Raw genomic sequence first — 25,642 nt, forward strand, 5'->3', positions numbered from 1 at the left:
CTGACACCCCCGCAGGACCCGTCGCAGGACCCGTCTCCACAGAACAGAAGGATCACCCGATGCCCCGCGCCACCAGAGTCTCCAGGCTCACCGGCCTGCTCGCCTCCGTACTCCTGCTCACGGCGACGGCGGTCGCCTGCGGCTCCGCCGGCTCCGACGACGACTCCGGCTCGTCCTCGACCGGCGGGTCCGGTTCGTCGGCGTCCGCCGGCGCCTTCCCCGTGACGATCGCCCACAAGTACGGCAACACGACGATCAAGTCCGAGCCCAAGCGGATCGTGACCGTCGGTCTCACCGACCAGGACGCCGTCCTCGCCCTCGGCAAGGTGCCGGTCGGCACCACCGAATGGCTGGGCGGCTACAAGGGCGCGATCGGCCCGTGGGCCGAGGACAAGCTGGGCAGCGCGGCCGCGCCGACCGTGCTGAAGGACACCGGCACCGGACCGCAGGTGGAGAAGATCGCCGCACTCAAGCCGGATCTGATCCTCGCCGTCTACTCGGGGCTGACGAAGGCCCAGTACGAGAACCTGTCGAAGTTCGCGCCGGTCGTCGCCCAGCCCAAGCAGTACAACGACTACGGCGTGCCGTGGCAGGAGCAGACCGAGGAGATCGGGCAGGCGCTCGGCAAGGCGGACCAGGCCAAGACGCTGGTGTCGGGTGTCGAGGCCAAGTTCGCGGCGGCCAAGAAGGCGCACCCCGAGTTCGCCGACGCCGGCGCGGTCATGGCGACGCCCTACGAGGGCACGTTCGTCTTCGGCAGCCAGGACCCGCGCTCCCGGCTCCTGTCCGACCTGGGCTTCTCGCTGCCGAAGGACCTCGACAAGGTGATCGGGGACCAGTTCGGCGCGAACATCAGCAAGGAGCGCTTCGACCTGCTCGACCAGGACGTGGACGTCTGGATCGTGCCGGACACCACCACGGCGGTCACCAAGCTGCACAAGGACAAGGTCTACGCCGACCTGAACGTGGTGAAGCAGGGGCGTGAGGTCTTCATCAAGGAGACCAGCGACTACGGCAACGCGGTGTCCCTGTCGACCGTGCTGAGCATCCCCTACGTGCTGGACCGCCTGGTGCCGCAGCTGGCGGCGGCGGTGGACGGCAAGGCCTCGACGAAGGTGACGCAGCCGGCGTCCTGACCTGCCCCCCCTGCCGGCGGGAGACCGAGGCCCGCCCGCTCGATGCCTGTGCCGCCCGAGGGCACCGGCATCGAGCGGGCTTGCGTGACCTGCTGTCGGGCTCGGACCGGCCCGCGTGCTCTTGGGCGCCTACCCCTCGGCCGTGGCGGCCTCGGGGGTCTGTCCGGCGACGCCCGTCCTGTGTGTGCTCCGGATGACGAGCGCGGTGAGGACGCCGGCCAGCAGGCCCCAGAAGGCTGAGCCGACGCCCAGCAGCGTCACCCCGGACGCGGTCGCCAGGAAGGTGACGGCGGCCGCCTCCCGCCAGTCCTCGTCGGCGAGCGCCGACGACAGGGAGTTGATGATGGTGTTGAGCAGCCCGAGGCCGGCGATCCCGGCGATCAGGGCCTTGGGCAGGGCGATGAGCAGGGCGGCGACGGTGCCGCCGAACACGGCGATGCACAGGTAGAACACTCCGGCCCACACGCCCGCCAGGAACCGCCGGTCGCGGTCCTCGTGCGCCTGGGGGCCGGTGCAGATCGCCGCGGTGATCGCCGCGAGGTTGAGCCCGAAGCAGCCGAACGGGGCGAGCAGCAGGTTGACCGCGCCGGTGCAGCCGACCAGCGGGGAGACGGGTACCTGGTAGCCGTCGTTGCGCAGCACCGCGACGCCCGCCAGGTTCTGCGACGCCATGGTCACCACGAACAGCGGCAGTCCGGCACCGACGATCACCTGCCAGGAGAACTCGGGCGCGGTGAAGACCGGTGCGGCGAGCGACACATCGACGTTCCCCAGGTGCACCGAGCCGGACACCGAGGCCGCGACGGCGCCCGTGGCCAGGGCGGCGACGACCGCATACCGCGGCAGCAACCGGCGGCACACCAGATACACCGCGAACATGGGGAACACCGTGCCGAAGCTGTCGCGCATCGCGCTGAACAGCCCGGTGCCGAACCTGACGAGGATCCCGGCGAGGAGGCCCGCCGTGAGCGCCACCGGGATGCGGTCCATGACGCGCGCGAACCAGCCCGTGAGCCCGCTGACCGTGATCAGCGCCGCGGACACCACGAACGCGCCGACCGCCTGCGCCATGGTCGCGCCCAGCAGCCCGGTGGCCAGCACGGCGGCGCCCGGCGTGGACCAGGCGGTGACCACGGGCGTACGGAAACGCAAGGACAGGCCGATGCTCGTCGCGCTCATCCCGACGCCCAGCGCAAGCATCCACGAGGCCAGTTCGCCGGCGGACGCGCCCGCGGCCCTGGCAGCGGTGAAGACGACGGCTGCGGAACTGGCGGTGCCGACCAGCACGGCTATCAGGCCGGCGACGACGGCCGAGGGAGGCGCCGTTCGCCGCGCCAAATGAGACAGCGACTTCATGAGCCCGTGATCGTACCGGAGCAGGCGCCGCCTGCAGCACTCATGTTCCTCTCCCCTGATCCTCTCCCCAACTCGCGCTCCGCGCTCCGCTTGACGTGGTCGCCGCGAGGGCCGCGGGGAGCGTCGTCACGCCGTCGGACGCGCGGAAGTGGCCTGATCCGACGATGACTTGGGGCGGTGCTCTCAGGAGAGCGGCGAGGCGGTCGGTGTGGGCCGGCGGTACGTAGGGGCTGCTGGTGCCCGCGCGCGGCCTCAACGGCTACCGGGCCTACGCCGATTCCGACGTCGCGCGTGGCCCGGATCAGGACGATGATCGCCGCGGGCCTCGGAACCACGGTCATCCGGCGTTACCTCGACTGCGCGCGTTCCGGCGAGCACGGTGTGCCTCTCGCCATGTGCCCCGGCCTTCGGGCCGAGCTGGATGCCCTGGCGCGACGCCTCGACGCGAAGGAGGTCTCGCTCAGGGAGACGTGGCAGCGGCTCTCGGCGCTCGCCTCCCCGGCACCGGCTTGCACCGCCGGACGCCGCGCAGAGCACCTGCCGGGCTGATCCCGCTCAGCCGCGGCGGGATCGGCGGTGAGGGGGCCGGTCCCGGACCGGCCCCCTCACCTTCGTGTGTCAGGCTCCTTCGACGAGGCTCCTCGGGCGCAGGTCCGTCCAGTTGGTCTCGATGTGGTCCAGGCACTCCTGCCGGGCGGCCGGCCCGTGGACGACGGTCCAGCCGGCCGGTACGTCCACGAAGTCGGGCCACAGGCTGTGCTGGCCCTCGTCGTTGACGAGGACGGTGTAGACGCCGTCGGGGTTCTCGAACGGGTTGCTCATGTCAGTGGGTCCTTGCCTTCCGGTCGGTGCGGTGCGGTGCGGGGTTGATCGGTCGGATGTGCGGTGGGGTCTGGGGTCTGAGGTCTGGGGTCTCGCGTCTGGGAACGGGGTCTGGGTCTGTGGTCCGGGTCTGTGGTCCGGGGGTCAGTTCAGTTCGTCCGCGCGGCGCACCAGCGCGGTCAGCGCCCGGAACCAGGTGTCGGCCAGTTCCCGGACCGCGTCCTCGGTGAGAAGTCCGGCCGCGTACGCCCAGTGGGCGCTGAGCTCCGGGCCCGCGGGCCGGTCCTCGGTGAGGGCGTTGAGCGTGAGCGCGTGGGACATCGGCATGCCCGGGTCGGCGTCGAGGTCGGCGGCGTCCTCCTCCGGGGCGTAGGACCAGTCCGCGGCCTCCGGGCGGCCGAAGCGGCCCATGTAGTTGAACTCGATCTGCGGCTGGGCGAGTTCGGCGAGACGGGGGCCGGTCCCGGGGTTCAGGTGGCGCAGCAGGCCGTGGCCGATGCCGGCCGCGGGCAGGGCGGTGAGGTGGTCGCGGATCCGGGCCACGGCCGCGTCGAGGGCGGGGCCGCCGGCGAGGGCGTCGGCCGTGCCCGGGTCGAGCCTGACCGGGACGACGCTGGTGAACCAGCCGACCGTACGGGACAGGTCGGCGGCGCCCGCGAGGTCCTCCTCGCGGCCATGGCCCTCCAGGTCGACCAGGACGGGCCCGCCGGCCGCCGCGCCCTGCTCGCTGCGGGCGGCCCGCCAGTCGCCGACGGCCATGGCGAACGCGGTGAGCAGGACGTCGTTGACGCTCGCTCCGAAGGCGGCCGGGGCGCGGCTCAGCAGGGGGCCGGTGATGTCGGCGGGCAGGGTGAGGGAGAGGTAGCGGGTGGTGGCGACCGTGTCCCGCGCGGGGTCGAGGGGCCGGGGCAGGGGCAGTTCGGCGCCGGGTGCGAGGACGTCGGTCCACCAGGGCAGCTCGTCCTCGGTGGCCGGGTCGCCGGCGCGGGTGCCGAGCAGCCGCGACCAGCGGGCGAACGACAGCTCCACCGGCGCCGGTTCGGGGGCTCGGCCGCCTCGGGCGGCGGCCCAGGCGCCGGCCAGGTCGGGGAGCAGCACGCGCCAGGAGACGCCGTCGACCACCAAGTGGTGGACGAGGAGCAGCAGCCGCCCGGGGTGGTCGGGTCCGGCGTCGAACCAGACCGCCCGTACCATCGCCCCTTCCTCCGGGGCGAGTTGGCGCAGGGCGGTCGCACCGTGCCGGGTGACGGCGGCTCGCAGTGCGGAATCGTCGGCGTCCCGTACGTCGACCCGGGTGAGCCAGGCGCGTACGTCGGTGTCCTGTGCGGCCGGAACCCACAGGGTGGGCTCCGGTTCGCGCACGAGCCGGGCGCGGAGCATGTCGTGCCGTCCGGCGAGGGCGCCGAGCACGTCCAGCAGGCCGGGTTCGGTCAGGTCGGCCGGGGTGCGCAGGAGGGCCGCCTGGTGGTAGGCGTCGAGCGGGCCGCCGCGGTCGAGCAGGGCGCGCATGATCGGGGTGAGGGGGACGGTTCCGGTGCCGTCGTCGTGGGCGGTGTGCCGCTCCCCCGCGCCCAGGGTCACGGCGACGGCTGCCAGGGCGGCGACGGTGCGGTGCTGGAGGACCTGTCGGGGCGTGATCCGCAGGCCGCCGGAGCGGGCACGGGCGACGAGCTGCATGGCGACGATGCTGTCGCCGCCGAAGGCGAAGAAGTCGTCGTCCGTGCCGATCGCCTCGGCGGGCAGGCCGAGGGTGTCGGCGAACAGGTCGCGCAGGGTCCGCTCGGTGTCGTTCTCGGGGGCCCGGCCGCCGCCGGAGGCGGTGAAGTCGGGGGCGGGCAGGGCGGCCCGGTCCAGCTTGCCGTTGGACAGCAGCGGCAGCCTCTCCAGGACGACGACGGCGGCCGGGACCATGTAGTCGGGCAGGGCGGCCGCGGCATGCGCCCGCAGTTCCTGGCCGTCGGCGCTCTGGCCGTCGGTGTCCTGGGCGACGGTGTACGCGATCAACTGCCTGATTCCCGGGCGGTGTTCGCGGGCCACGACGACGCTCTGGGCGACCGCCGGATGGGTGTCGAGCGCCGCCTCGATCTCGGCGAGTTCGACCCGGTAGCCGCGGATCTTGACCTGGTCGTCGGTGCGTCCGGCGAACTCCAGGAGGCCGTCCTCGGTCCAGCGGGCCAGGTCCCCGGTGCGGTACATCCGCTCCCCCGGCATCCCGAAGGGGTCGGCGACGAACCGTTCGGCGGTGAGGTCCGGCCGGTCCAGGTAGCCGCGGGCCAGGCCCGGGCCGGACAGGTACAGCTCGCCGGTGACGCCGGGCGGGACCGGGCGCAGGGCGGTGTCCAGGACGTAGGCGCGGGAGTGGTGGACGGGGCGTCCGACGACCGGGCGGGCGCTGTCGCGGACCCGTCCGACGAGGGCGTCGACGGTGGCCTCGGTGGGGCCGTACAGGTTGACCCCCTCGGTGCCGGGGAGGGCGGCGAGCCGCTGCCACAGCGAGTCGGGGACGGCCTCGCCGCCGAAGCCGACCAGGGTGAGCGGGCAGTCGCCGTCGGGGCCGACGAGTCCGCTGTCCGCCATGCGGGCCAGCAGGGACGGGGTGACCTCGATGAAGTCGATGTCACGGTCGCGGACGAAGGCGGCGAGGAGTTCGGGGTCGCGGCGGGTGTCGTCGTCGGCGATGTGCAGGGCGTGGCCGTCGAGCAGCCACAGCTGCGGCTGCCAGGAGGCGTCGAAGGAGAACGACCAGGCGTGGGCGACGCGCAGGTGGCGGCGGCCGGTGCGGTCCTTGGCGAGGTCGTGCAGGTCGTGGCGGTGGCTGTGGAAGAGGTTGGCGACGCCGCGCTGGGTGACGACGACGCCCTTGGGGCGGCCGGTGGAGCCGGAGGTGTAGATGACGTAGGCGGGGTGGTCGGGGCCGGGGGCGACGGGGTCGGCCTGCGGCAGGCCGTGGGCGGGGGCGTCGAGGAGGAGGACGGGGGTGTCGCCGGCGGGCAGGCCGGTGGCGGTGTCGCCCGTGGCGAGGACCAGCACCGGGCGGGCGTCGGCGAGCATGGCGGTGAGGCGGCCGGCGGGCAGGTCGGGGTCGAGGGGCAGATAGGCGGCGCCCGCCTTCATCACGGCGAGGATCGCGGCGATGTGGTCGGCGGTGCGGGGCAGCGCGAGGGCCACCAGCCGTTCGGGGGCGGCGCCGTACCCGGCCAGGGTGCGCGCCAACTCGGTGCTTCGGGCGTCGAGTTCGGCGAAGGTCCAGGTGGTGCGGCCGTCGGTGACGGCGATCGCGTCCGGGGTGGCGGCGGCCTGGGCCGCGAACAGCGCCGGTACCGTGCCGAGGCGTTCGGCGGCCGGGAGGGCGGTGTCGTTCCAGGTCTCCAGGACGGTGTACCGGTCCTCGGAGCCGAGCAGGTCGAGGCGGCCGACGGGCCGGTCCGGGTCGGCGGCCATGCCGGTGAGCAGACCGGTCAGGGCGTCCGTGATCCGCCGTACGGCGGCCGGTTCGAACAGGTCGGGGCGGAACTCGGCGGTCACCCGGAGCCGTTCGGCGGGTTCGACGGCCCAGGCGAGCGGGTAGTGCGTGGAGTCGGCGTGGTCGCGGACGGTGACGCGCGGCGCATCGCCGGTCTCCTCGTCGGGCTCGGCCACCGGGTAGGACTCGAACACCACGAGGGTGTCGAAGAGTTCACCGAGTCCGGCGGCGCGCTGGATGTCGGCGAGGCCGAGGTGCTGGTGGGCGATGAGCCGGGACTGCTCGTCCTGGAGCCGCTCCAGCAGGGCGGCCGTGCTCTCCCCGGGGCGGACGCGCACCCGGACCGGGAGCGTGTTGATGAACAGGCCGATCATCGCCTCGGAGCCGGGCAGTTCGGGTGAGCGGCCGGCGACGGTGGCGCCGAACACCACGTCCTCGCGGCCGGTGAGGCGGCCGAGCAGGACGCCCCAGGCCGCCTGTACGAGGGTGTTGACGGTGACGCCCCGGCGGCGGGCGAACGCCTCCAGTTCCGCGGTGCGCTCGGCGTCCAGTTCCACGGTGTGGGTGTGCGGGACGGTGGCGGCCCGGTCGGGGTCGGCGGGCGCGAGCCGGGTGGGCTCGGCGAGACCCGCGAGCGCCTCGGTCCAGGCGGCGCGGGCGATGGCCGGGTCCTGGGCGGCCAGCAGCCGCAGATGGGCGCGGTAGGGGGCGAGCGGGGCCGGGGTGCGGCCCTCGTAGCGGGCCCACAGCTCGGCGGTGAGCAGGGGCAGCGACCAGCCGTCGAGCAGCAGGTGCTGGTGGGAGAGGACCAGCCGGTGGCGGCCGTCGGCGACCCTGGCCAGCAACACCCTGAGCAGCGGGGGGTGTTCGGGGTCGAAGCGGCGCCGCTCCTGCTCCAGCAGCCGGGTCCACTCCCCGGGTTCCCCGGTCAGGTCGAGCTGCCTCCAGGGCAGTACGGCGGTACGCGGTACGACGGCCACGGGCCGCCCCGAGGACAGGTGGCGGAAGCCGCTGCGCAGGTTCTCGTGGGCGTCGAGCAGGTCCTGGGCGGCGGCCCGCATCCGGTCGGCGTCCAGGGCGCCCTCCAGGTCGTAGGAGACCTGGACGGTGTAGACGTCCGGGCCGTCGTCGCCGGAGTCCAGGGCCGCGTGGAAGAGGAGTCCGGCCTGGAGCGGGGAGACGGGCAGGACGTCGGTGCCGGCGGGCAGGGCGGCGAGTTCGGCGCGCTCGGCGTCGGTGAGGTCGAGCAGGGCCGTGTCCTCGCCCCGCTCCTCGGTGGTGGCCGCCGTGGTCACGGCGGCGAGTGCGGCGACCGACTTGTGGCGGAAGACGTCGCGCGGGCTGAACGCCAGCCCGGCGGCGCGGGCCCTGGCGACCAGTTGCATGGCGACGATGCTGTCCCCGCCGAGGGCGAAGAAGTCGTCGCTCGCACCGACCCGTTCCAGGCCGAGCACCTCGGCCACCAGGGCGCCGAGGGTCTCCTCCAGCGGGGTGCGCGGCCGGGTGTCGGTGACCTCGGCGGCGAAGTCGGGGGCGGGCAGGGCCCGGCGGTCCAGCTTGCCGTTGGGGGTGAGCGGGAGGGTGTCGAGGGTGAGGACGGCGGCCGGGACCATGTGCTCGGGCAGGGCGGTGGCGGCGTGGGCGCGCAGGGCCGCGGTGTCGACGCTCGCGCCGGGGGCCGGGACGGCGTAGGCCACGAGCCGTTCGTCACGGACGAGGACGGTGGCGTGGGCGACGGACGGGTGGGCGGTGAGGACGGCCTCGACCTCGCCCGGTTCGATGCGGAAGCCGCGCAGCTTGACCTGGTCGTCGGTGCGGCCCAGGTACTCCAGTTCGCCGTCCGCCGTCCAGCGGGCCAGGTCGCCGGTGCGGTACATGCGGCTGCCCGCGGGGCCGTACGGGTCGGCGACGAACCGCTCGGCGGTGAGCCCGGGGCGGCCCAGGTAGCCGCGGGCCAACTGGACACCGGCCAGGTAGAGTTCGCCGGCCACGCCGGGCGGCACCGGGCGCAGTGCGGCGTCCAGGACATGGGTGCGGGTGTTGCGGACCGGGCGGCCGATCGGCACGACGGCCGGGTCGGCGGGAACCTCGTGGGCGGTGACGTCGACGGAGGCCTCGGTGGGTCCGTACAGGTTGTGCAGGCGGCTGCCCGGCAGGACCTGGCGGCAGCGGGCGGCGAGCGGCGCGGGCAGCGCCTCGCCGCTGCACATCACCTGGCGCAGGCCGGTGCAGTCGGCGGCGGTGGGCTCGTCGAGGAAGGCGCGCAGCATCGACGGCACGAAGTGGGCGGTGGTGATGTGCTCGCGGCGGATCAGGGCGGCCAGGTAGGCGGGGTCCTGGTGGCCTTCCGGGCGGGCCACGACCAGGGTGGCGCCGGTGGTCAGCGGCCAGAAGAACTCCCACACCGACACGTCGAAGCCCGCCGGGGTCTTCTGGAGCACCCGGTCCTCGGCGGTGAGCCGGTAGGTGTCCTGCATCCACAGCAGCCGGTTGGCGATGCCCTGGTGGGGGACGGTGACCCCCTTGGGGCGGCCGGTGGATCCGGAGGTGTAGATGACGTAGGCGGGGTGGCGGGGGTCGTAGGAGGTGGGCAGCGGGGCGTCGGCGGGGTGCTCGGGGGTGCCGTCGGCGGTCACCGTGAGGCGGGGTACGGCGGTGTCCGGGAGGGTGACGCCGTCGGTGGTGACCAGGCAGACGGGTCCGGCGTCCGTGAGCGTGTAGGCGAGCCGCTCGGCGGGGTGGCCGGTGTCGAGGGGCAGGTAGGCGGCGCCCGCGCGGTGCACGGCGAGCAGGGTGACGACGAGGGCGACGGAGCGCGGGAGGGCCACGGCGACCGTCGTCTCGGCCCGGGCGCCGTGCGCGGCCAGGGTGTGGGCGAGCCGCTCCACCCGCAGGTCGAGTTCGGCGTAGCTGAGCGCGGCTCCCTCGAAGACGAGGGCCGTGGCCCCGGGCGTGCGGGCCGCCTGGGCGCGGAACAGCTCGGGGAGGGTGAGGTCGGGGACGGGCCCTGCGGTGTCGTTCCAGGCGCCGAGGACGAGGGCGCGTTCCTCCTCGCGCAGGACGTCGAGGGTGCCGACGCGCCGGCCGGGGTCGGCGGCGACCTGCGCGAGCAGTGACTCCAGGCGTCGGGCGAGGAGTTCGGCGGTGTGCTCGTCGAAGAGGTCGGCGCTGTACTCGATCCAGCCGTCGATGTGCTCGCCGCGCTCCACGAAGTCGAAGCTGAGGTCGAACTTGGCGCTGTCCTGGCCGACGGTCTCGCGGCGGACGGCGAGGCCGGGCAGCACGGGTGCGTCGCCCTGTCCCGCGAGGTGGACGACCATCACCTGGAACAACGGGTGCCGGGCGAGGGAGCGTTCGGGGTTGAGGGCCTCCACCAGCCGCTCGAAGGGCAGGTCCTGGTGTTCGTAGGCGGCGAGGTCGGTGTCCCGGACCCGGGCGAGGAGTTCGGCGAAGGTGGGGTCGCCGGTCAGGTCGGTGCGCAGGACCAGGGAGTTGACGAAGAAGCCGACCAGGTCTTCGAGGGATTCGTCGGTGCGGCCGGAGACCGGGGCGCCGAGCGGGATGTCGTCGCCGGCGCCGAGCCGGTGCAGCAGGGCGGCGACGGCGGCCTGGGCCACCATGAACATGCTGACGCCGTGCTCGCGGGCGAGACCCCGCAGGGCGCCGGCCAGGGCGGGCGGGACGGCGAAGCCGGTGGTGGAGCCGCGGCCGGTGGGCTCGGCGGGGCGCGGCCGGTCGGTGGGCAGGTCGAGCTCGGCGGGTAGGCCGCGCAGGGTCTCGGTCCAGTGGGCGAGAAGGGCGGGTTCGGTCGCGGCCAGCAGGTCGCGCTGCCAGAGCGTGTAGTCGGTGTAACCCGTGGGCAGCGGGGCCCAGTCGGGGGACCGGCCCGTGCTGCGGGCCGCGTAGGCGGTGGAGAGGTCGGCGAGGAAGGGCCGGTCGGACCACTCGTCGGTGGCGATGTGGTGCAGCAGGAGCAGCAGGACGTGCTCGTCGGCGCCGGTCTCGAACAGGGTGGCCCGGATGGGGAGTTCGCGTTCCAGGTCGAAGACGTGACCGGCCTGCCGGGTGAGGTCCTCGACGGCGGCGGTCTCCAGCGGCACGTGGCTGTGCGCCGGGTCCAGGACGTGCTGGTGCGGGACTCCGTCGACGGCAGGGAAGACGGTCCGCAGGGGGGTGTGCCGGGCGGCCACGTCGTTCAGGGCGGCCTGGAGGGCGGCCCGGTCGAGGGCTCCGGTGAGCCGCCAGGCGGAGGGGAGGTTGTAGGCGGTGCTCGCGCCGTCGACCTGGGCGAGCAGCCAGAGCCGGCGCTGCGCGGAGGACAGCGGGAGCAGGCCGGGGCGCGGGCGCGGGGTGGCCGGCCCGGGCCGGGTCGCGGCGGCGGTGCCGGTGCGGGGGGCGAGCAGGGCCACCGTCGGGGCCTCGAAGACCGCGCGGACGGTCAGGTCGGTGCCGAGCGCGGTGCGGACGCGGCTGGCCAGGCGCATGGCGAGCAGCGAGTGTCCGCCAAGGGCGAAGAAGTCGTCGTCCGCGCCGATCCGTTCGAGCCCGAGGACGTCGGCGAACAGGGCGGCGAGGATCTCCTCGCGGGGGCCGCGGGGCGGGGTGCCGTCGTCGGTGGCGGCGGTGTACTCGGGGGCGGGCAGGGCCTTGCGGTCGAGCTTGCCGTTGGGGGTGAGCGGCAGCGCGTCGAGGGTGACGTAGGCGGCCGGGACCATGTGGGCGGGGAGCGCGGCGGCGGCGTGGGCGCGCAGTGCGGTCGCGTCCACCACCGGTCCCGTGGCGGGGACGACGTAGGCCACGAGGGTCTGGTCGCGGACGGCGACGGTGGCGTGGGCGACGGCCTGGTGGGCGGCGAGCACGGCCTCGATCTCGCCGGGCTCGACGCGGAAGCCGCGCACCTTGACCTGGTCGTCGGTGCGGCCCAGGTACTCCAGTTCGCCGTCCGCCGTCCAGCGGGCCAGGTCGCCGGTGCGGTACATGCGGCTGCCCGCCGGGCCGTGGGGGTCGGCGACGAACCGCTCGGCGGTCAGTCCGGGCCGGTCCAGGTAGCCGCGGGCCAGCTGGCCGCCGGCCAGGTACAGCTCGCCGGGGACGCCGGGCGGCACCGGGCGCAGCCCGGCGTCCAGGACGTACAGGCGGGTGTTCCAGACCGGGCGGCCGATGGGCACGTCCGTCGCGTCGGGGCCGATCTCGGTGGCGGTGACGTCGACGGAGGCCTCGGTGGGGCCGTACAGGTTGTGCAGTCCGGCGCCGAGGACCTCGTGGAAGCGGCGGGTGAGCGGGGCCGGCAGCGCCTCCCCGCTGCACAGCACGCGGCGCAGGCCGGTGCAGTGGGCGGCGGCCGGCTCCTCCAGGAAGAGCTGGAGCATGGAGGGTACGAAGTGGACGGTGGTGACGTTCTGTTCGCGGATCAGCGCGGCCAGGTAGGCGGGGTCGCGGTGGCCCTCGGGCCGGGCGAGGACCAGGCCGGCGCCGGTGATCAGCGGCCAGAAGAACTCCCACACCGACACGTCGAAGCTGGACGGGGTCTTCTGCAGCACCCGGTCCTCGGCCGTGAGCCCGTACGCGTCCTGCATCCACAGCAGGCGGTTGACGATGCCCTCGTGCGGGACGACGACGCCCTTCGGGCGGCCCGTGGAACCCGAGGTGTAGATGACGTAGGCGGGGTGGCGGGGGTCGTAGGTCGCGGGGAGGGCGGCCTCCGGGCCGGTGGGCAGGGCGTCGCGGATCACGCAGACCGGGCGGGCGTCCTCGACCATGAGGGCGAGCCGGTCGGCGGGGTAGTCGGGGTCCAGCGGCAGATAGGCGGCTCCGGCGCGGTGCGCGGCGAGCAGGGCGACGACGAGGTCCACCGAGCGGGGCAGGGCGACGGCGACGGTGCGCTCCGGGCCGGCGCCCAGGCCCGCCAGGACACGGGCGGTGTGCTCGACCCGGGCGTCCAGCTCGGCGTAGGTGAGCCGCCGTTCCTCGCAGAGGAGGGCGGTGGCGTCGGGGGTGCGGGCGGCCTGGGCGCGGAACAGCTCGGGCAGGGTGGTGGGCGGGACGGGGTGCTCGGTGGCGTTCCAGCGGGTGAGGACGCGGTCCCGCTCGTCCTCGTCCAGGACGTCGAGGTCGCGGATCGGCAGGCCCGGTTCGGCGGCGACGCGGTCCAGGAGCCGGACCGCGCGGGCCGCCAGCCGTACGGCGGTGGAGGCGTCGAAGAGGTCGGTGGCGTACTCCAGGAGCAGGACCACGCGGTCGGACTCGTCGACGTAGGTGAAGTGCAGGTCGAACTTGGCCATGCCGGTGTCCATGTCGAACCACTCGGTGGCCAGGCCCAGCACGTCGGGGTCGCCGTCGGGCCGGTGGTGGTAGCCGAGCATGACCTGGAAGAGCGGGTTGCGGCCGGCCGCCCGGGGCGGGTTGAGGGCCTCCACCACCCGGTCGAAGGGCAGGTCCTGGTACGCGAAGGCGGACAGTGACGACTCCCGTACCCGGGCGAGGAGTTCGCGGAAGGTCAGCTCGGCGCCGGACAGGTCCGTGCGCAGGACCAGGGTGTTGACGAAGAAGCCCACCAGGTCGCCGAGCGCCTCGTCGGTGCGGCCCGCGATGGGGGCGCCCAGCGGGATGTCGTCGCCCGCGCCGAGCCGGTGCAGCAGGGCGGCGGTGGCGGCCTGGAACAGCATGAACATGCTGGTGCCGGTGGAGGCGGTGAGGTCGCGCAGGGCCTGGCCGGTGTCGGCGGGCAGTTCCAGGCGGACCTTGCCGCCGCGTCCGGTCGGCTCGGCCGGGCGCGGCCGGTCGGCGGGCAGCGCCAGTTCGTCCGGCAGCCCGCGCAGGGCCTCTCTCCAGTGGGCGAGCTGGGCCTCGCCCGAGGCGGCGAGCAGGTCCCGCTGCCACAGGGTGTAGTCGGCGTACTGCACGGGCAGCGGTGCCCAGGCGGGGGCCGCGCCCGTGCGGCGGGCCGCGTAGGCGGTGTCGAGGTCGGCGAGGAAGGGCCGGTCGGACCACTCGTCGGTGGTGATGTGGTGCAGTACCACGGCCACCACGTGGTCGTCGGCGGCGAGCCGGAACACCTCGCAGCGCAGCGGGAGTTCGGTGCTGAGGTCGAAGGGGCGGCGCTGGGCGGCCTCGATCAGCGCGGGCAGCGCGTCCTCGGTGGCCTCGGTGACGGTGAGGACCGGATCCGCCTGGCCGGCCGGGACGATCCGCTGGTACGGCTCACCCTCGTGGGACGGGAACACGGTGCGCAGCGCCTCGTGGCGGCCCGCCACGTCCCGCAGGGCGGCCCGCAGGGCCTCGGTGTCGAGGTCGCCGCGCAGCCGGAGGACCAGCGGGAAGTTGTAGGCGACGCCGCTGCCGGTGATCTGCTCGACGAGCAGCAGGCGGCGCTGGGCCGGGGCGAGCGGGATGCGGTCGGGCCGGTCGGTCACCGGGGTGACGGGCGGCCGGGCCGGACCGGCCTCGCCGACCCGGGCGGCGAGCCGGGCGGGGGTGGGGGCCTCGAAGAGGTCGCGGATGGCGAGTTCGGCACCGAGTTCGGTGCGGGCGCGGCTGACCAGCCGGGTGGCGAGCAGGGAGTGTCCGCCGAGATCGAAGAAGTTGTCCTCGGCGCCGGCCTCGGGCAGCCCGAGGACCTCAGCGAACAGCCGGCACAGCACCTCTTCGCGCGGGGTGCGCGGGCCGCGTCCGCCGCCGAGGGCGACGGCGGGTTCGGCCTCGGGCAGGGCGCGGACGTCGAGCTTGCCGTTGGCGTTCATGGGCAGGCCGTCGACGGTGACGAAGGCGGCCGGGACCATGTACTCGGGCAGTTCGCGGCCGAGGTCCGCCCGCAGCCGCCGGACCAGGGCGCTGGTCTCGCGGGCGGCGGTGGGGTCGTTGGCGTACGGGGCGGTGCCGCCGCCGGGGCGGAACAGGCCGCCGGTGAGGCGGTGTTCGCCGGCCAGGAACACGGCGTCGTACGTCCCGGTCTTGGGCGACCAGGTGGTCAGGACCCGGTGTCCGGCGTCGGCGCCGAGCGCGTGCAGGGTCTCCGGGTCGATGCCGTCCTCGCGGACGCGGCCGTCGGGGATCCCGGTGACGCGCAGGGCGGCGGGCCCGCCGTTGTGCGGGCGTTCGCCGACGCGGGCGATCAGCTCACCGGCGTCGCGCAGGAGCTGTCCGACGGCTCCGGACGTCAGGCCGCCGCGCGCGAGTTCGCCCACGGTGTGGGCCGTGCCCCACGCGACCGTCGGGGCGTCGTCCAGGCGGACCTCGGGATCTCCCGCGTACAGGACGACGTCGTAGCGGTGCCGGGTCAGCTCGTTGTGGTGGCGGCCGCGCTTGGTGCGCAGGTCGACGCCGTAGCCGAGGGTGGTGAAGTAGTCCGGGTCGACGAGGAGTTCCTTCTCCAGGCGCAGGCCTCGCTCGACCGCGCCCGCCAGTTCGGTCTCCGCCGTGCCCCGGGCGCGCTGGATCTCGGTGTGGAAGGTGCGGGCTAGCCGCAGGTTGCGCACGTCTCCCACGAACAGGGCGCCGCCAGGCGCGAGCAGCTCCATGGCGCCGTCGATGACGGCGGTGAGGTAGTCGATGCTCGGGAAGTACTGGATGACGGAGTTGACGACGATCGTGTCGAAGTGGCCTGCGGGCAGTCCGGTCAGGTCGTCGGCGGGACGGCAGCGCAGTTCGACCCTGGCCGCCAGCTCCGCGTCCCGGGCGCGCAGTTCGGCGCCGATCTTGCGGATGACGGGGGCGGCGAAGTCGGTCGCCCAGTACTCCTGGGTGTCCGGGGCGAGCCGGGACAGCAGCAGGCCGGAGCCGACGCCGATCTCCAGGACGCGGCGCGGCTCCAGGGAGCGGATGCGGTCGAGGGTGGCCTCGCGCCAGTCGTGCATCTGCTCGAAGGGGATGGGCAGGCCGTCGTAGGAGCTGTCCCAGCCGTCGTACTGCTCGGTGAAGACGGCGGTGCCGATCTCCTCGTACTCGTCGGAGTAGATCTCCTGCCACTCCCCCACCTGGGCGGCCTCGGCGGCGGTGCGGTCGGCGGGTTCGGCGCCGGCGGGCACGACGTAGCCGACGAGGCGTTCCTCGCGGACGACGACGGCGGCCTGGGAGACCAGCGGGTGGCGGCTGAGGGCGGTCTCGATCTCGCCGGGTTCGATGCGGTAGCCGCGGATCTTGACCTGGTCGTCGGTGCGGCCGAGGAAGTCGAGGTTCCCGTCGGGGCCCCGGCGGACCAGGTCGCCGGTGCGGTACATGCGCTCGCCGGGTTCGCCGAACGGGTCGGCGACGAACCGCTCGGCGGTCAGCCCGGGCCGGTCGAGGTAGCCGCGGGCCAGTCCGATGCCCGCGATGTACAGCTCGCCGGGGACCCCGTCGGGCACCGGGCGCAGCCAGGTGTCGAGGATGTGGGCGCGGGTGCCGCGGATGGGCCGGCCGACGGTGGGGGTGGCGGAGTCGAGGGTGCCGCCGCCGAGGGTGTTGATGGTGTACTCGGTCGGCCCGTACAGGTTGTAGCCGTAGGTGCCGTCGGTGTCGCGCAGGGCGGTCCAGACGGTCTCGGGGACGGCCTCGCCGCCGAGCAGCACGAGCGGCGGGACGTGGCCCTCCAGCAGGCCCTGTTCGATGAGGAGCCGGGCGTAGGTGGGGGTGACGTTGACGACGTCGACGCGGTGCTGTTCGCAGTAGGCGACCAGGGCCTCGGCGTCGCGGCGCAACTCCTCGTCGCAGACGTGCACTTCGTGGCCCTCGACGAGCCAGAGCAGCTCTTCCCACGACATGTCGAAGGCGAAGGAGACGGTGTGCGCGATGCGCAGCCGCCGTCCGCCGGCGGCGGCGATGGCCGGTTCGAAGATCTCCTTCTGGTGGTTGAGCTGCATGTTGGTCAGGCCCCGGTAGGGGGTGACGACGCCCTTGGGGCGGCCGGTGGAGCCGGAGGTGTAGATGACGTAGGCGGGGTGTTCGAGGCTGAAGCGGCGGCGGACGGGGGTGTCCGGCAGGGCGGCCAGTTCCGCGGCGACCGCCGGGTCGTCGAGCAGGACGCGGGCCGTGCCGGCGTCCAGGGTGGCGGAGACGGCCGCGTTGGTGAGCAGCAGCAGCGGGCGGGCGTCGGCGAGCATCAGGGAGAGCCGGTCGGCCGGGTGGTCCAGCTCCAGCGGGAGGTAGGCGGCGCCGGTGCGCAGCACCGCGAAGAGGGCGACCACCATGTCCAGGGAGCGCGGCAGGCCGAGGGCGACGACCCGCTCGGGGCCGGCGCCGCGCTCGATGAGCAGCCGGGCCGTGCGGTTCACGGCCGCGTCGAGTTCGGCGTAGGTCAGCGTGCGCTCGCCGAAGACCAGGGCGCGGGCGTCCGGGGTGCGGCCCGCCTGCGCGGCGAGCAGGTCGGCGACGGTGTCCTCGGGTCCTGGGACCCGGCTCGCCGCCCACTCCGCGCGCAGGGCCGTGTGCTCGGCGGGCAGCAGCGGGTCCAGGGCGCCGACGGGGGCCGTGAGGTCGGTGGTGAGGCGGTCCAGGAGCAGGGTGAAGCGGTCCAGGAGCGCCTGTGCGCGGTCCGCCGGGACCAGGTCGGGGCGGTGGGTGAGGGTGACCGCGATCCGGTGGCCGGGGGTGACCACGAGGTTGGCCGGGTAGTGGGTGGCGTCGACGTTGGCGACGGCCCGCGCGCCGTGCCGGGTGTGCAGCTCGGCGAGGCGGTCCTCGGTGTCGTTGTTGCGCAGCACGAACAGGGTGTCGAAGAGCTTGCGGTGGCCGGTCTCGGCCTGGAGCACGCCGAGGCTGAGGTGCTCGTACGGCATCAGGTCGAGGCGTTCGCCCTGGATGCGGCGGAGCAGTGCGAGGACGGGCTCGGCGGGGTCGAAGGCGATCCGGGTGGGGACGGTGTTGAGGAAGAGGCCGATGATGTGCTCGACGTCGGGGACCTCGCTGGGCCGGCCGGCGACCGTGGTGCCGAACACGACGTCCGGGCGGCCGGTGGCGGAGGCGAGGGTGAGGCCCCAGGCGGCGTTGAGGAGGGTGTTCAGGGTGAGGCCGTGCACGCGGCCCGTCTCCCGCAGCCGGTCGCCGAGTTCGGCGCTCAGCCGTGCGTCGAGCTGGTCGGGGATGACCGGTTCGAGGCCGTCGGCGGCGGTCGGGGCGAGCAGGGTGGGCTCGTCCAGGCCGCTCAGGGCGGTGCGCCAGGCGGCGGTGGCGGCCGTGTCGTCCTGGCGCTCCAGCCAGGTGAGGTAGTCGCGGTAGCTGCCGGGCGCGGGCAGGGCGGTGGCGTCGCCGCCGGTCTCGTACAGCGCGAACAGTTCGTCCAGGAAGAGCCAGGCGGACCAGCCGTCCCAGAGGATCAGATGGCGGCCGACGACCAGCCGGTCGCCGCGCTCGGCGCCGAGGCGCAGCAGGAGCAGCCGGAACAGCGGGGGCGCGGACAGGTCGAACCGGCGGTTGCGTTCGGCCTGCGTCAACTCAGCTACCCGGGAGTCCTGTTCGTCGGCCGTCAGGTGCGAGAGGTCGACCTCGTCGAGCGGGATCTCCGGCGCCTCGACGATGAACTGCACGGGCTGGTCCAGACCCTCGCTGGTGAAACCGGCGCGCAGCCCGGGGTTGCGGTCCAGGAGCGTGCGGACGGCGGCGCGGAGCCGGGCCGCGTTCAGGCGGGTGGCGAAGTCGAAGGTCTCGTGGACGGTGTAGACGTCCAACGCGCCCTGGTCGTAGGCCGAGTGGAAGAACAGGCCCTCCTGGAGGGGGGCGAGCGGCCAGACGTCGGCGACGGTCGCGGGGGCGGCGAGGGCGTGCACGCGGGCGAGTTCGGCGTCGGTGAGGGTGAAGTCGGCCGTGGCGGCGGGTGCTTCACGGGTGACGGTTCCGGTGGTGGCGGCGAGGGCGGCGGGGGTCCGGTGGGTGAACACGTCACGGGGGCTGAGGTCCAGGCCGGCCGTGCGGGCCCGGCTGGCGACGCCGATGGAGCTGATGCTGTCGCCGCCGAGCCGGAAGAAGTCGTCGTCCGGGCCGACGTCCTCGATGCCGAGGACCGCCGCGAAGATCTCGGTGAACCGCCGCTCCAGCGGTCCCGCGGGCTCCCGGCGGGCGGCGCGTTCGGCGTCGGGGGCGGGCAGCGCGGCCTGGTCGAGCTTGCCGCTGGGGGTGAGCGGCAGGTCGGCGAGGACGACGTACGCCTCCGGGACCATGGGTGCGGGCAGCGCCCCGGCGAGGGCGGCGCGCAGGCCGGCGGGGTCGGCGACGGCACCGGACGCGGGTACCGCGTAGGCGACGAGGCGCTGGTCGCGGACGACCACGGCACCGCGGGCCACCGCCGGATGCCGGGTCAGCGCGGCCTCGATCTCGCCGAGTTCGATGCGGTTGCCGCGCAGCTTGACCTGCCGGTCGGTGCGGCCGAGGTAGTCGACGGTGCCGTCGGGGCGGCGGCGCACCAGGTCACCGGTGCGGTACATGCGGGCGCCGGGCGTGGTCGCGTAGGGGTCGGCGACGAAGCGGTCGGCGGTGAGCGCGGGCCGCCGGTGGTAGCCGCGGGCGAGCTGGACACCGGTCAGGTACAGCTCGCCGGGCACACCGTCGGGCACCGGGCGCAGGCAGCCGTCGAGGACGCGCAGGCCGGTGTTCCACACGGGCCGGCCGATGGGCACGGTGGTGTCGGGGGCGCCCGCGTAGGCGTGGTGGGTCACGTCGACGGCGGCCTCGGTCGGGCCGTACAGGTTGTGCAGCGGTACGCCGGTCAGCTCGTGCCAGCGGCCGGCCGCCTGTCCGGGCAGGGCCTCGCCGCTGCTGAGGACGCGGCGCAGCGAGGCGGCCCAGGACGGGTCGGCGGTGACCTCCTCGGAGGCCAGGAACGCCTCCAGCATCGACGGTACGAAGTGCATCGTCGTGACGGACTCGGCGCGGATCAGCCGGGCGAGGTAGGCGGGGTCGCGGTGGCCGTCGGGGGCGGCGAGGACGACGGCGGCGCCCTCGCACAGCGGCCAGAAGAACTCCCAGACGCTGACGTCGAAACCGGCCGGGGTCTTCTGCAGCACCCGGTCGTCGGCGGCGAGTCCGTAGGCGCCCTGCATCCAGGCGAGCCGGTTGCCGATGGCGCGGTGGCTGACGACGACGCCCTTGGGGCGGCCGGTGGAGCCGGAGGTGTAGATGAGGTAGGCGGGGTGGTCGGGCCCGAGTGCTACGGGCGCGGCCTGCGGTGCGCCCCGGAGGCCGTCCGCGCCCTCGTCCGCGTCCTCGTCGCCCTCCTCGACGTGCAGGATGTCCAGCCCGTCCGCCCCCGGCAGCCGGGCGGCGTCCTCGGCCGTGGTGACGACGGTCCGGGCGCCGGAGTCGGCGAGCACGTGGGCGATGCGGTCGGCCGGGTAGTCGAGGTCGACGGGCAGATAGGCGGCGCCCGACTTGAGGACACCGAGCAGGGCCACCATCAGTTCGGCCGAGCGGGGTACGGCGACCGCGACGAACCGCTCGGGTCCGGCGCCCCGGGCGCGCAGCCTGCGGGCGAGCCGTTCGGCGCGGGCGTCGAGTTCGGCGTAGGTGAGGGTGGTGTCCGCGAAGACGACGGCGGTGGCGGCGGGGGTGCGGGCGGTCTGGGCCGCGACGGCGGCGGGCAGGGTCGTCGCCGGTACGGCGTGAGGCTCGCCCTCGGGGTGCCGGCGCTCGGCGTCGGTGAGGAGGTCGAGCGTGGCCGCCGGACGGGCGGTGTCGTCGGCGAGGGCGTTCAGGACCCGGGTGAGCCGGTCGGCGAGGGTCTGTGCGGCGGCCCCGGGGATCCGGTTCGCGTGGTGCTTCAGGCGGAGGTCGAGCCGGCGGCCGGGCTTGACGATGAGGGCCAGCGGGTAGTGCACGGCGTCGTGGAAGGCGTGCCCGGTCAGGCGGACCGTGCCGGTGGGGTCGGTGAGGTTCGTGTCGGCGGGGTAGTTCTCGAACACCACCAGGGTGTCGAAGAGTTCGCCGCCGCCCGTGTGTCCGGCGGCCCGCTGGATCTCGGCAAGGCCGAGGTGCTGGTGGTCCAGCAGGGCGCTCTGCTGCCGCTGGAGGCGTTCCAGGACGGCGCCGAGGGTGTCGGCCGGGGTCCAGCTCAGCCGGGTGGGCAGGGTGTTGATGAACAGGCCGACCATGGACTCGATGCCGTCCACGGCCGCGTCACGGCCGGAGACGGTGGTGCCGAAGACGACGTCCTGACGGCCGGTGAGCGCGCAGACCAGCAGGCCCCAGGCGGCCTGGACGACCGTGCCCAGGGTGACACCGTGCTCGCGGGCGCGGGCGGTGAGCCGGGCGGTGGTGCGCTCGGGGAGTTCGACGCGGATCTGGGCGGGCTCGACCGGTCCGGCGGCCGGGCTCCCGACCAGGCGGGTGGGCTCGTCGATGCCGGCCAGGGCGGTGCGCCAGGCGTCGCGGGCGGCCTCGTGGTCGGCGCGCGCGATGCGGGCCAGGTAGTCCCGGTACGGGGCGACTTCGGGCAGGGGTGCGGGTTCCGTCCCGTACAGCGCGAGGAGTTCGCGGTGCAGCACGGGCAGCGACCAGCCGTCGGCGATGATGTGATGGAACGTCAGGACCAGGCGGCTGTGCTCCTCGTCCAAGCGGACCAGGGCGCAGCGCAGCAGCGGCGGGTGGCCGAGGTCGAAGCGGCGGGCGCGTTCGTCGGCGGCGACGGCCTCGGCGAGGCCCGTGCGGACGGCGGTCTCCTGCGCGGACAGGTCGACCTCGCGCCACGGCACGTCGAGCCCGGCGGCGACGAGCTGGGCAGCCCGGCCGTCGGGCAGCCGGCGGAAGCAGGCGCGCAGCGGGGCGTGCCGGTCCAGCAGCCGCTGGGCGGCCTGCCGGAGCAGCTCGCCGTCGACGGGGCCGGCGAGTTCGACCACCTGCTGGACGACATAGGCGTCGTGCTCGCCGCCGTCGACCAGGGCGTGGAAGGAGAAGCCCTCCTGGAGCGGGCCGAGCGGCAGGACCTCGGCGACGGTGAGCGGGGCGTCGCCCTGGAGCGCGGCGAGTTCGTCGGGGGTCGGCGCGTCCCAGGGGGTCCCGGTGGTGCGGTCGGCGTCGGCCGTGGTGCGGGCGACGGTGGCGAGCTGGGCGACGGTGCGGTGCCGGAAGACGTCGCGCGGGGTCAGCTCCAGACCGGCCCTGCGGGCCAGGACGAGCAGTTGGATGGCGACGATGCTGTCCCCGCCGAGCACGAAGAAGTCGTCGTCGACGGTCACCGAGGGCACCCGCAGGGCGCGGGCGTACAGGTCGCACAGCAGCCGCTCGCGTTCGGTGCGCGGGGCGCGGCCGGAGCTGAGCAGGGCGTACTCCGGGACGGGCAGGGCGGCGGAGTCGAGCTTTCCGCTGGGGGTGACGGGGAGCCTCTCCAGCGGGACCAGGGCGGCCGGGACCATGTACTCGGGCAGGAACTCGGCCGCGTGTGCGCGCAGTTGTGCCATCAGCGCGGTGACGTTACGGAAGGGCGCGGGGCGGTTGGCGTGCGGGTGCGGCCGGCCGGGGACGTAGAGCGGGCCGGGCCCGGTGTCGTCGCCGAGGGTGAACACCGCGTCGAGGCTGCCGTCCTCGGCGTCGGCGGTCCAGGTGAGGGCGGCCCGGTAGCCGTGCCGGGCGGCGGTCTCGTGCAGGGTCTCCGGGTCGACGCCGGGGCCGCCGGTGCGGCTGCTGTCGTCGAGGGTGCCGAGCGCGGCCAGATCGGGGGCGAGTCGGGCGTTGGGGATGCCGGTGACGCGCAGCAGGGCGGGGCGGTCGGCGGCGGTGAGCCGCTCCCCGAGGACCCGCGGGGTGCCGAGAGCGGACCAGGCGACCTCCGTCCCGGCGGGCGTGAGGGCTTCCGTCCCGGCGGGCGTGAGGGCGTCCGTCACGGCGGGCGCGGGGGCCTCCGTCACGGCGGGCGCGGGGGCCTCCGTCACGGGGCGCAGGACCACGTCGTACCGGTAGCGGGTGAGTTCGTTGTGGTGGGTGCCGCGCTTGATCCGGATGTCGGCGGTGAAGCCGTCCAGGGCCGCGAAGTAGTCGGGGTCGACGAGGAGTTCGCCCTCCCAGGCGACGGCCCGGTCCACGGCGGCGCGCAGGGTCTCCTTGTCGTCGGCGCCGGCGCGCCCGGCCTCGATGGCGGTGGCGAGCGTGCGCAGCAGGCGCAGGTTGCGTACGTCGCCGACGAACAGCGCCCCGCCGGGGGCCAGCAGGCGCGCGGCCGACCGCAGGACGCCGGTGAGGTAGTCGGCGTCCGGGAAGTACTGGGCGACGGAGTTGACGACGATCGTGTCGAAGTGGCCTTCGGGGAGGCCGGCCAGTCCGTGCGCGGGGCGCGCGAGCAGCGTGACCTTCCCGGTCAGCTCCGGTACGCCGTCGGCCTGGGCGCGCAGGGCGCGTACCGCCTCCTCGGAGAGGTCGGTGCCGACGTACTCGGTGCAGTCGGGGGCGATCCGGGAGAGCAGCAGACCGCTGCCGACACCGATCTCCAGGACGCGGCGGGGCCCCAGTTCACGGATGCGGGCGACGGTCGCGTCGCGCCACTCGCGCAGGTCGGCCAGGGGCAGGGGCAGGCCGTCGTACATGCTGTTCCAGCCCGCGAAGTTCTCCTCGAAGCCGTCGGATCCGGCGGCGGAGTAGAGGAGTTCGTGCAGGTCCTTCCAGTCGGCCACGGCCTCGTCGGCCTCGGCGGCGGCGTCCAGGCAGGGCACGACGTAGGCGGCGAGGCGGCGGTCGCCGGGGCGGTCCTCGCGGACCACGACGGCGGCCTGCTCGACGGCGGGGTGGGCGCGCAGCACGGACTCGATCTCGCCGGGCTCGATCCGGAAGCCGCGGATCTTGATCTGGCTGTCGACGCGGCCGTGGAACTCCAGGCGGCCGTCGGACTTCCAGCGGACCAGGTCGCCGGTGCGGTAGAGCCGTTCGCCGGGTGCGCCGAACGGGTCGGCGACGAACCGCTCGGCGGTCAGCGCGGGCCGGCCGAGGTAGCCGCGGGCGAGTCCGGCGCCGCCGAGGTACAGCTCCCCCACCACACCGGCGGGTACGGGGCGCAGCCGGTCGTCGAGGACGTAGGCGCGGGTGCCGGGGTCGGGGACGCCGATGGGCACGACGGTGCCGGCCGGGGTGTCCGGATCGCACAGGCCCAGCGTGGAGTTGGTGGTGGCCTCGGTGGGGCCGTAGGCGTTGAACATCATCCGGCCGCGTGCGTAGCGGCCGACGAGTTCGGGCGAGACCCGTTCGGTGCCCGCCAGCAGTGTGGCCGTGGGCGGGAGTCGCACGTCCTCGGGCAGGGCGGCCAGCAGGGCGGGCGGCAGGATCATGAAGGTGATGCCGTGCTCGTTCGCGTAGTCGGCGAGGGGTGCGCCGGGCACCCGGCGGTCGGCCGGGACGACGACCAGGCGGCCGCCGGAGAGCAGGCCGAGGCACAGGTCCCAGAAGGCCACGTCGAAGCTGGGCGAGGCGAACTGCAGGACCCGGCTGTGCGGGCCGATCCCGAAGCGTTCGCGCTGGGTGGCGACGAGCCCCGCGACACCGGCGTGGGAGAGCACCACGCCCTTGGGGCGGCCGGTTGAGCCGGAGGTGTAGATGACGTACGCGGCGTGCGCGACCGTCAGCGCGTCGGCGGCGGAGGGGGCGTGGGCCGGGCGGGCGGCCAGCTCCGCGACGGTCCGCGGGTCGTCGAGGACCAGCGGGTCCAGGCCCGGTGGCAGGTCGGGGAGCATCTCGGCGGTGGTGACGAGGCAGACCGGGCGGGCGTCCTCGATCATGTAGGCGATGCGGTCGGCCGGGTAGTCGGTGTCGACCGGCAGGTAGGCCGCGCCCGCCTTCAGTACGGCGACCTCCGCGACGATCATGTCCGCCGAGCGCGGCACGGCGAGGGCCACCACCTGCTCGGGTCCGGCGCCGCGGGCCACCAGGGCGTGTGCCAACCGGGAGGCGCGGGCGTCGAGTTCGGCGTAGGTGAGGCGGACGTCCTCGTGGATGAGGGCCACCTCGCCGGGGCGGGCGGCGACCTGGTCGGCGAACATGTCCGGCCAGGTGCGGGCGGGCACGTCGTGCGCGGTGTCGTTCCAGCCGTGCAGGATCGACCGCCGCTCGTCGGCGCCGAGGAGCCCGAGTGCGGCGAGCGGGGCGCCGGGGCGTTCGAGGGCGTCGGTGAGGAGCGCGGCGTAGTGGCCGAGGATCCGGTCGACGGTGGCGGGTTCGAAGAGGTCGGCGGCGTAGTCCGCGCGCAGCTCTCCGTCGGTCACGGACAGCGCCAGGTCCAGCGGGCCGCCCTCGTCCCAGGGGGCGGTGCCGAAGCCGGTGGCGCACAACAGGGTTCCGCCGCGGCCGGGTTCGGGGGCGAGCAGTCGCGGCAGTTCGGCGGTGGGCAGCCGGTGGGCGGCGGCCTCGGCGCGGACGGCGCCGACGTGTTCGCGCAGTTCGGCGAAGGACCGCTCGCCGGCCACCAGCAGCCGCAGCGGAAGACCTTCGTGAGCGACCGTCAGGTCGTGGGCCTCGCTGTTGCCGTACCGGTGGAGCAGGGCGGCGAAGGCGGCGAGCAGGGTGGTGTCGTCGGCCGTCACGTCGAGCGGCACCGCGCCGGCCGCGCGCGGCCGCGCGCCCTGCGGTCGTTGCGGATGCGGAAGGTCCAGCGGCAGTGGGGTCTCCGGCGCCGGGACGGCGAACCGTTCCCGCCAGTAGGCCTCGTTGGGTGCCGTCCGCGCTGCCGACGTCGCAGCGGAAGAAGGTGCGGAAGAACGCGTGTTGCCCGACACAGCTGCCCGTGCCTCCCCATAGGTGCGTAGCGGCTCGGCGGAGCCGCGACCGCTCGAATAGTAAGGTAAGCATTGCCTAACTCAACAGTGCCCATGCGGTTTCAGCGGTCCAAGTCACAGCGGCTGAGGTTATGCTCACCTAACCTGCTATCAGGACCGTTCGCGGTCCGCCCGGACGACGGCATGGAGACCCTCAAGTGGCTTCAGGCAGA

At 74.6% G+C, this 25,642-nt stretch carries 5 protein-coding genes; 2 read left to right on the forward strand and 3 right to left on the reverse strand.

Going from position 1 to position 25,642, the window contains the following annotated elements; genetic code table 11:
• Positions 1–59: 59 nt before the first annotated feature.
• Positions 60–1,136 carry an iron-siderophore ABC transporter substrate-binding protein gene (locus ACZ619_RS27325; RefSeq protein WP_469604074.1) on the forward strand — a complete coding sequence of 359 codons (1,077 nt, stop codon included), beginning with the start codon at positions 60–62 and terminating at the stop codon, positions 1,134–1,136.
• Positions 1,137–1,265: 129 nt separating this feature from the next.
• Here the strand turns inward: ACZ619_RS27325 and ACZ619_RS27330 are convergent, their stop codons facing one another.
• Complete coding sequence (locus ACZ619_RS27330) at positions 1,266–2,492, reverse strand: benzoate/H(+) symporter BenE family transporter (protein ID WP_469604076.1); 1,227 nt, start codon at positions 2,490–2,492, stop codon at positions 1,266–1,268.
• Positions 2,493–2,783: 291 nt separating this feature from the next.
• On the opposite strand from ACZ619_RS27330, the gene ACZ619_RS27335 reads away from it, so the two are divergent.
• Entirely contained in the window at positions 2,784–3,041 is a 258-nt protein-coding gene (locus ACZ619_RS27335) for a MerR family transcriptional regulator (protein WP_469604079.1), read from the forward strand.
• 69 nt (positions 3,042–3,110) lie between these two features.
• On the opposite strand, the gene ACZ619_RS27340 is transcribed toward ACZ619_RS27335, so the two are convergent.
• Positions 3,111–3,314 (reverse strand): MbtH family protein, encoded by a 204-nt coding sequence (locus ACZ619_RS27340; protein WP_469604082.1) that lies wholly within the window; start codon positions 3,312–3,314, stop codon positions 3,111–3,113.
• A gap of 144 nt (positions 3,315–3,458) precedes the next feature.
• A complete protein-coding gene (locus ACZ619_RS27345) occupies positions 3,459–25,430 on the reverse strand; it encodes a non-ribosomal peptide synthase/polyketide synthase (protein WP_469604084.1) in 21,972 nt (7,323 codons plus the stop codon).
• Positions 25,431–25,642: the final 212 nt, after the last annotated feature.

The sequence above is a fragment of the Streptomyces sp. NPDC104367 genome (assembly GCF_055583825.1).

What these genes read in the sequence shown, in the direction of transcription:
- ACZ619_RS27340 (WP_469604082.1), bottom strand. Translation starts at nt 3,314, where the DNA reads ATGAGCAACCCGTTCGAGAACCCCGACGGCGTCTACACCGTCCTCGTC.
- ACZ619_RS27325 (WP_469604074.1), top strand. Translation starts at nt 60, where the DNA reads ATGCCCCGCGCCACCAGAGTCTCCAGGCTCACCGGCCTGCTCGCCTCC.
- ACZ619_RS27330 (WP_469604076.1), bottom strand. Translation starts at nt 2,492, where the DNA reads ATGAAGTCGCTGTCTCATTTGGCGCGGCGAACGGCGCCTCCCTCGGCC.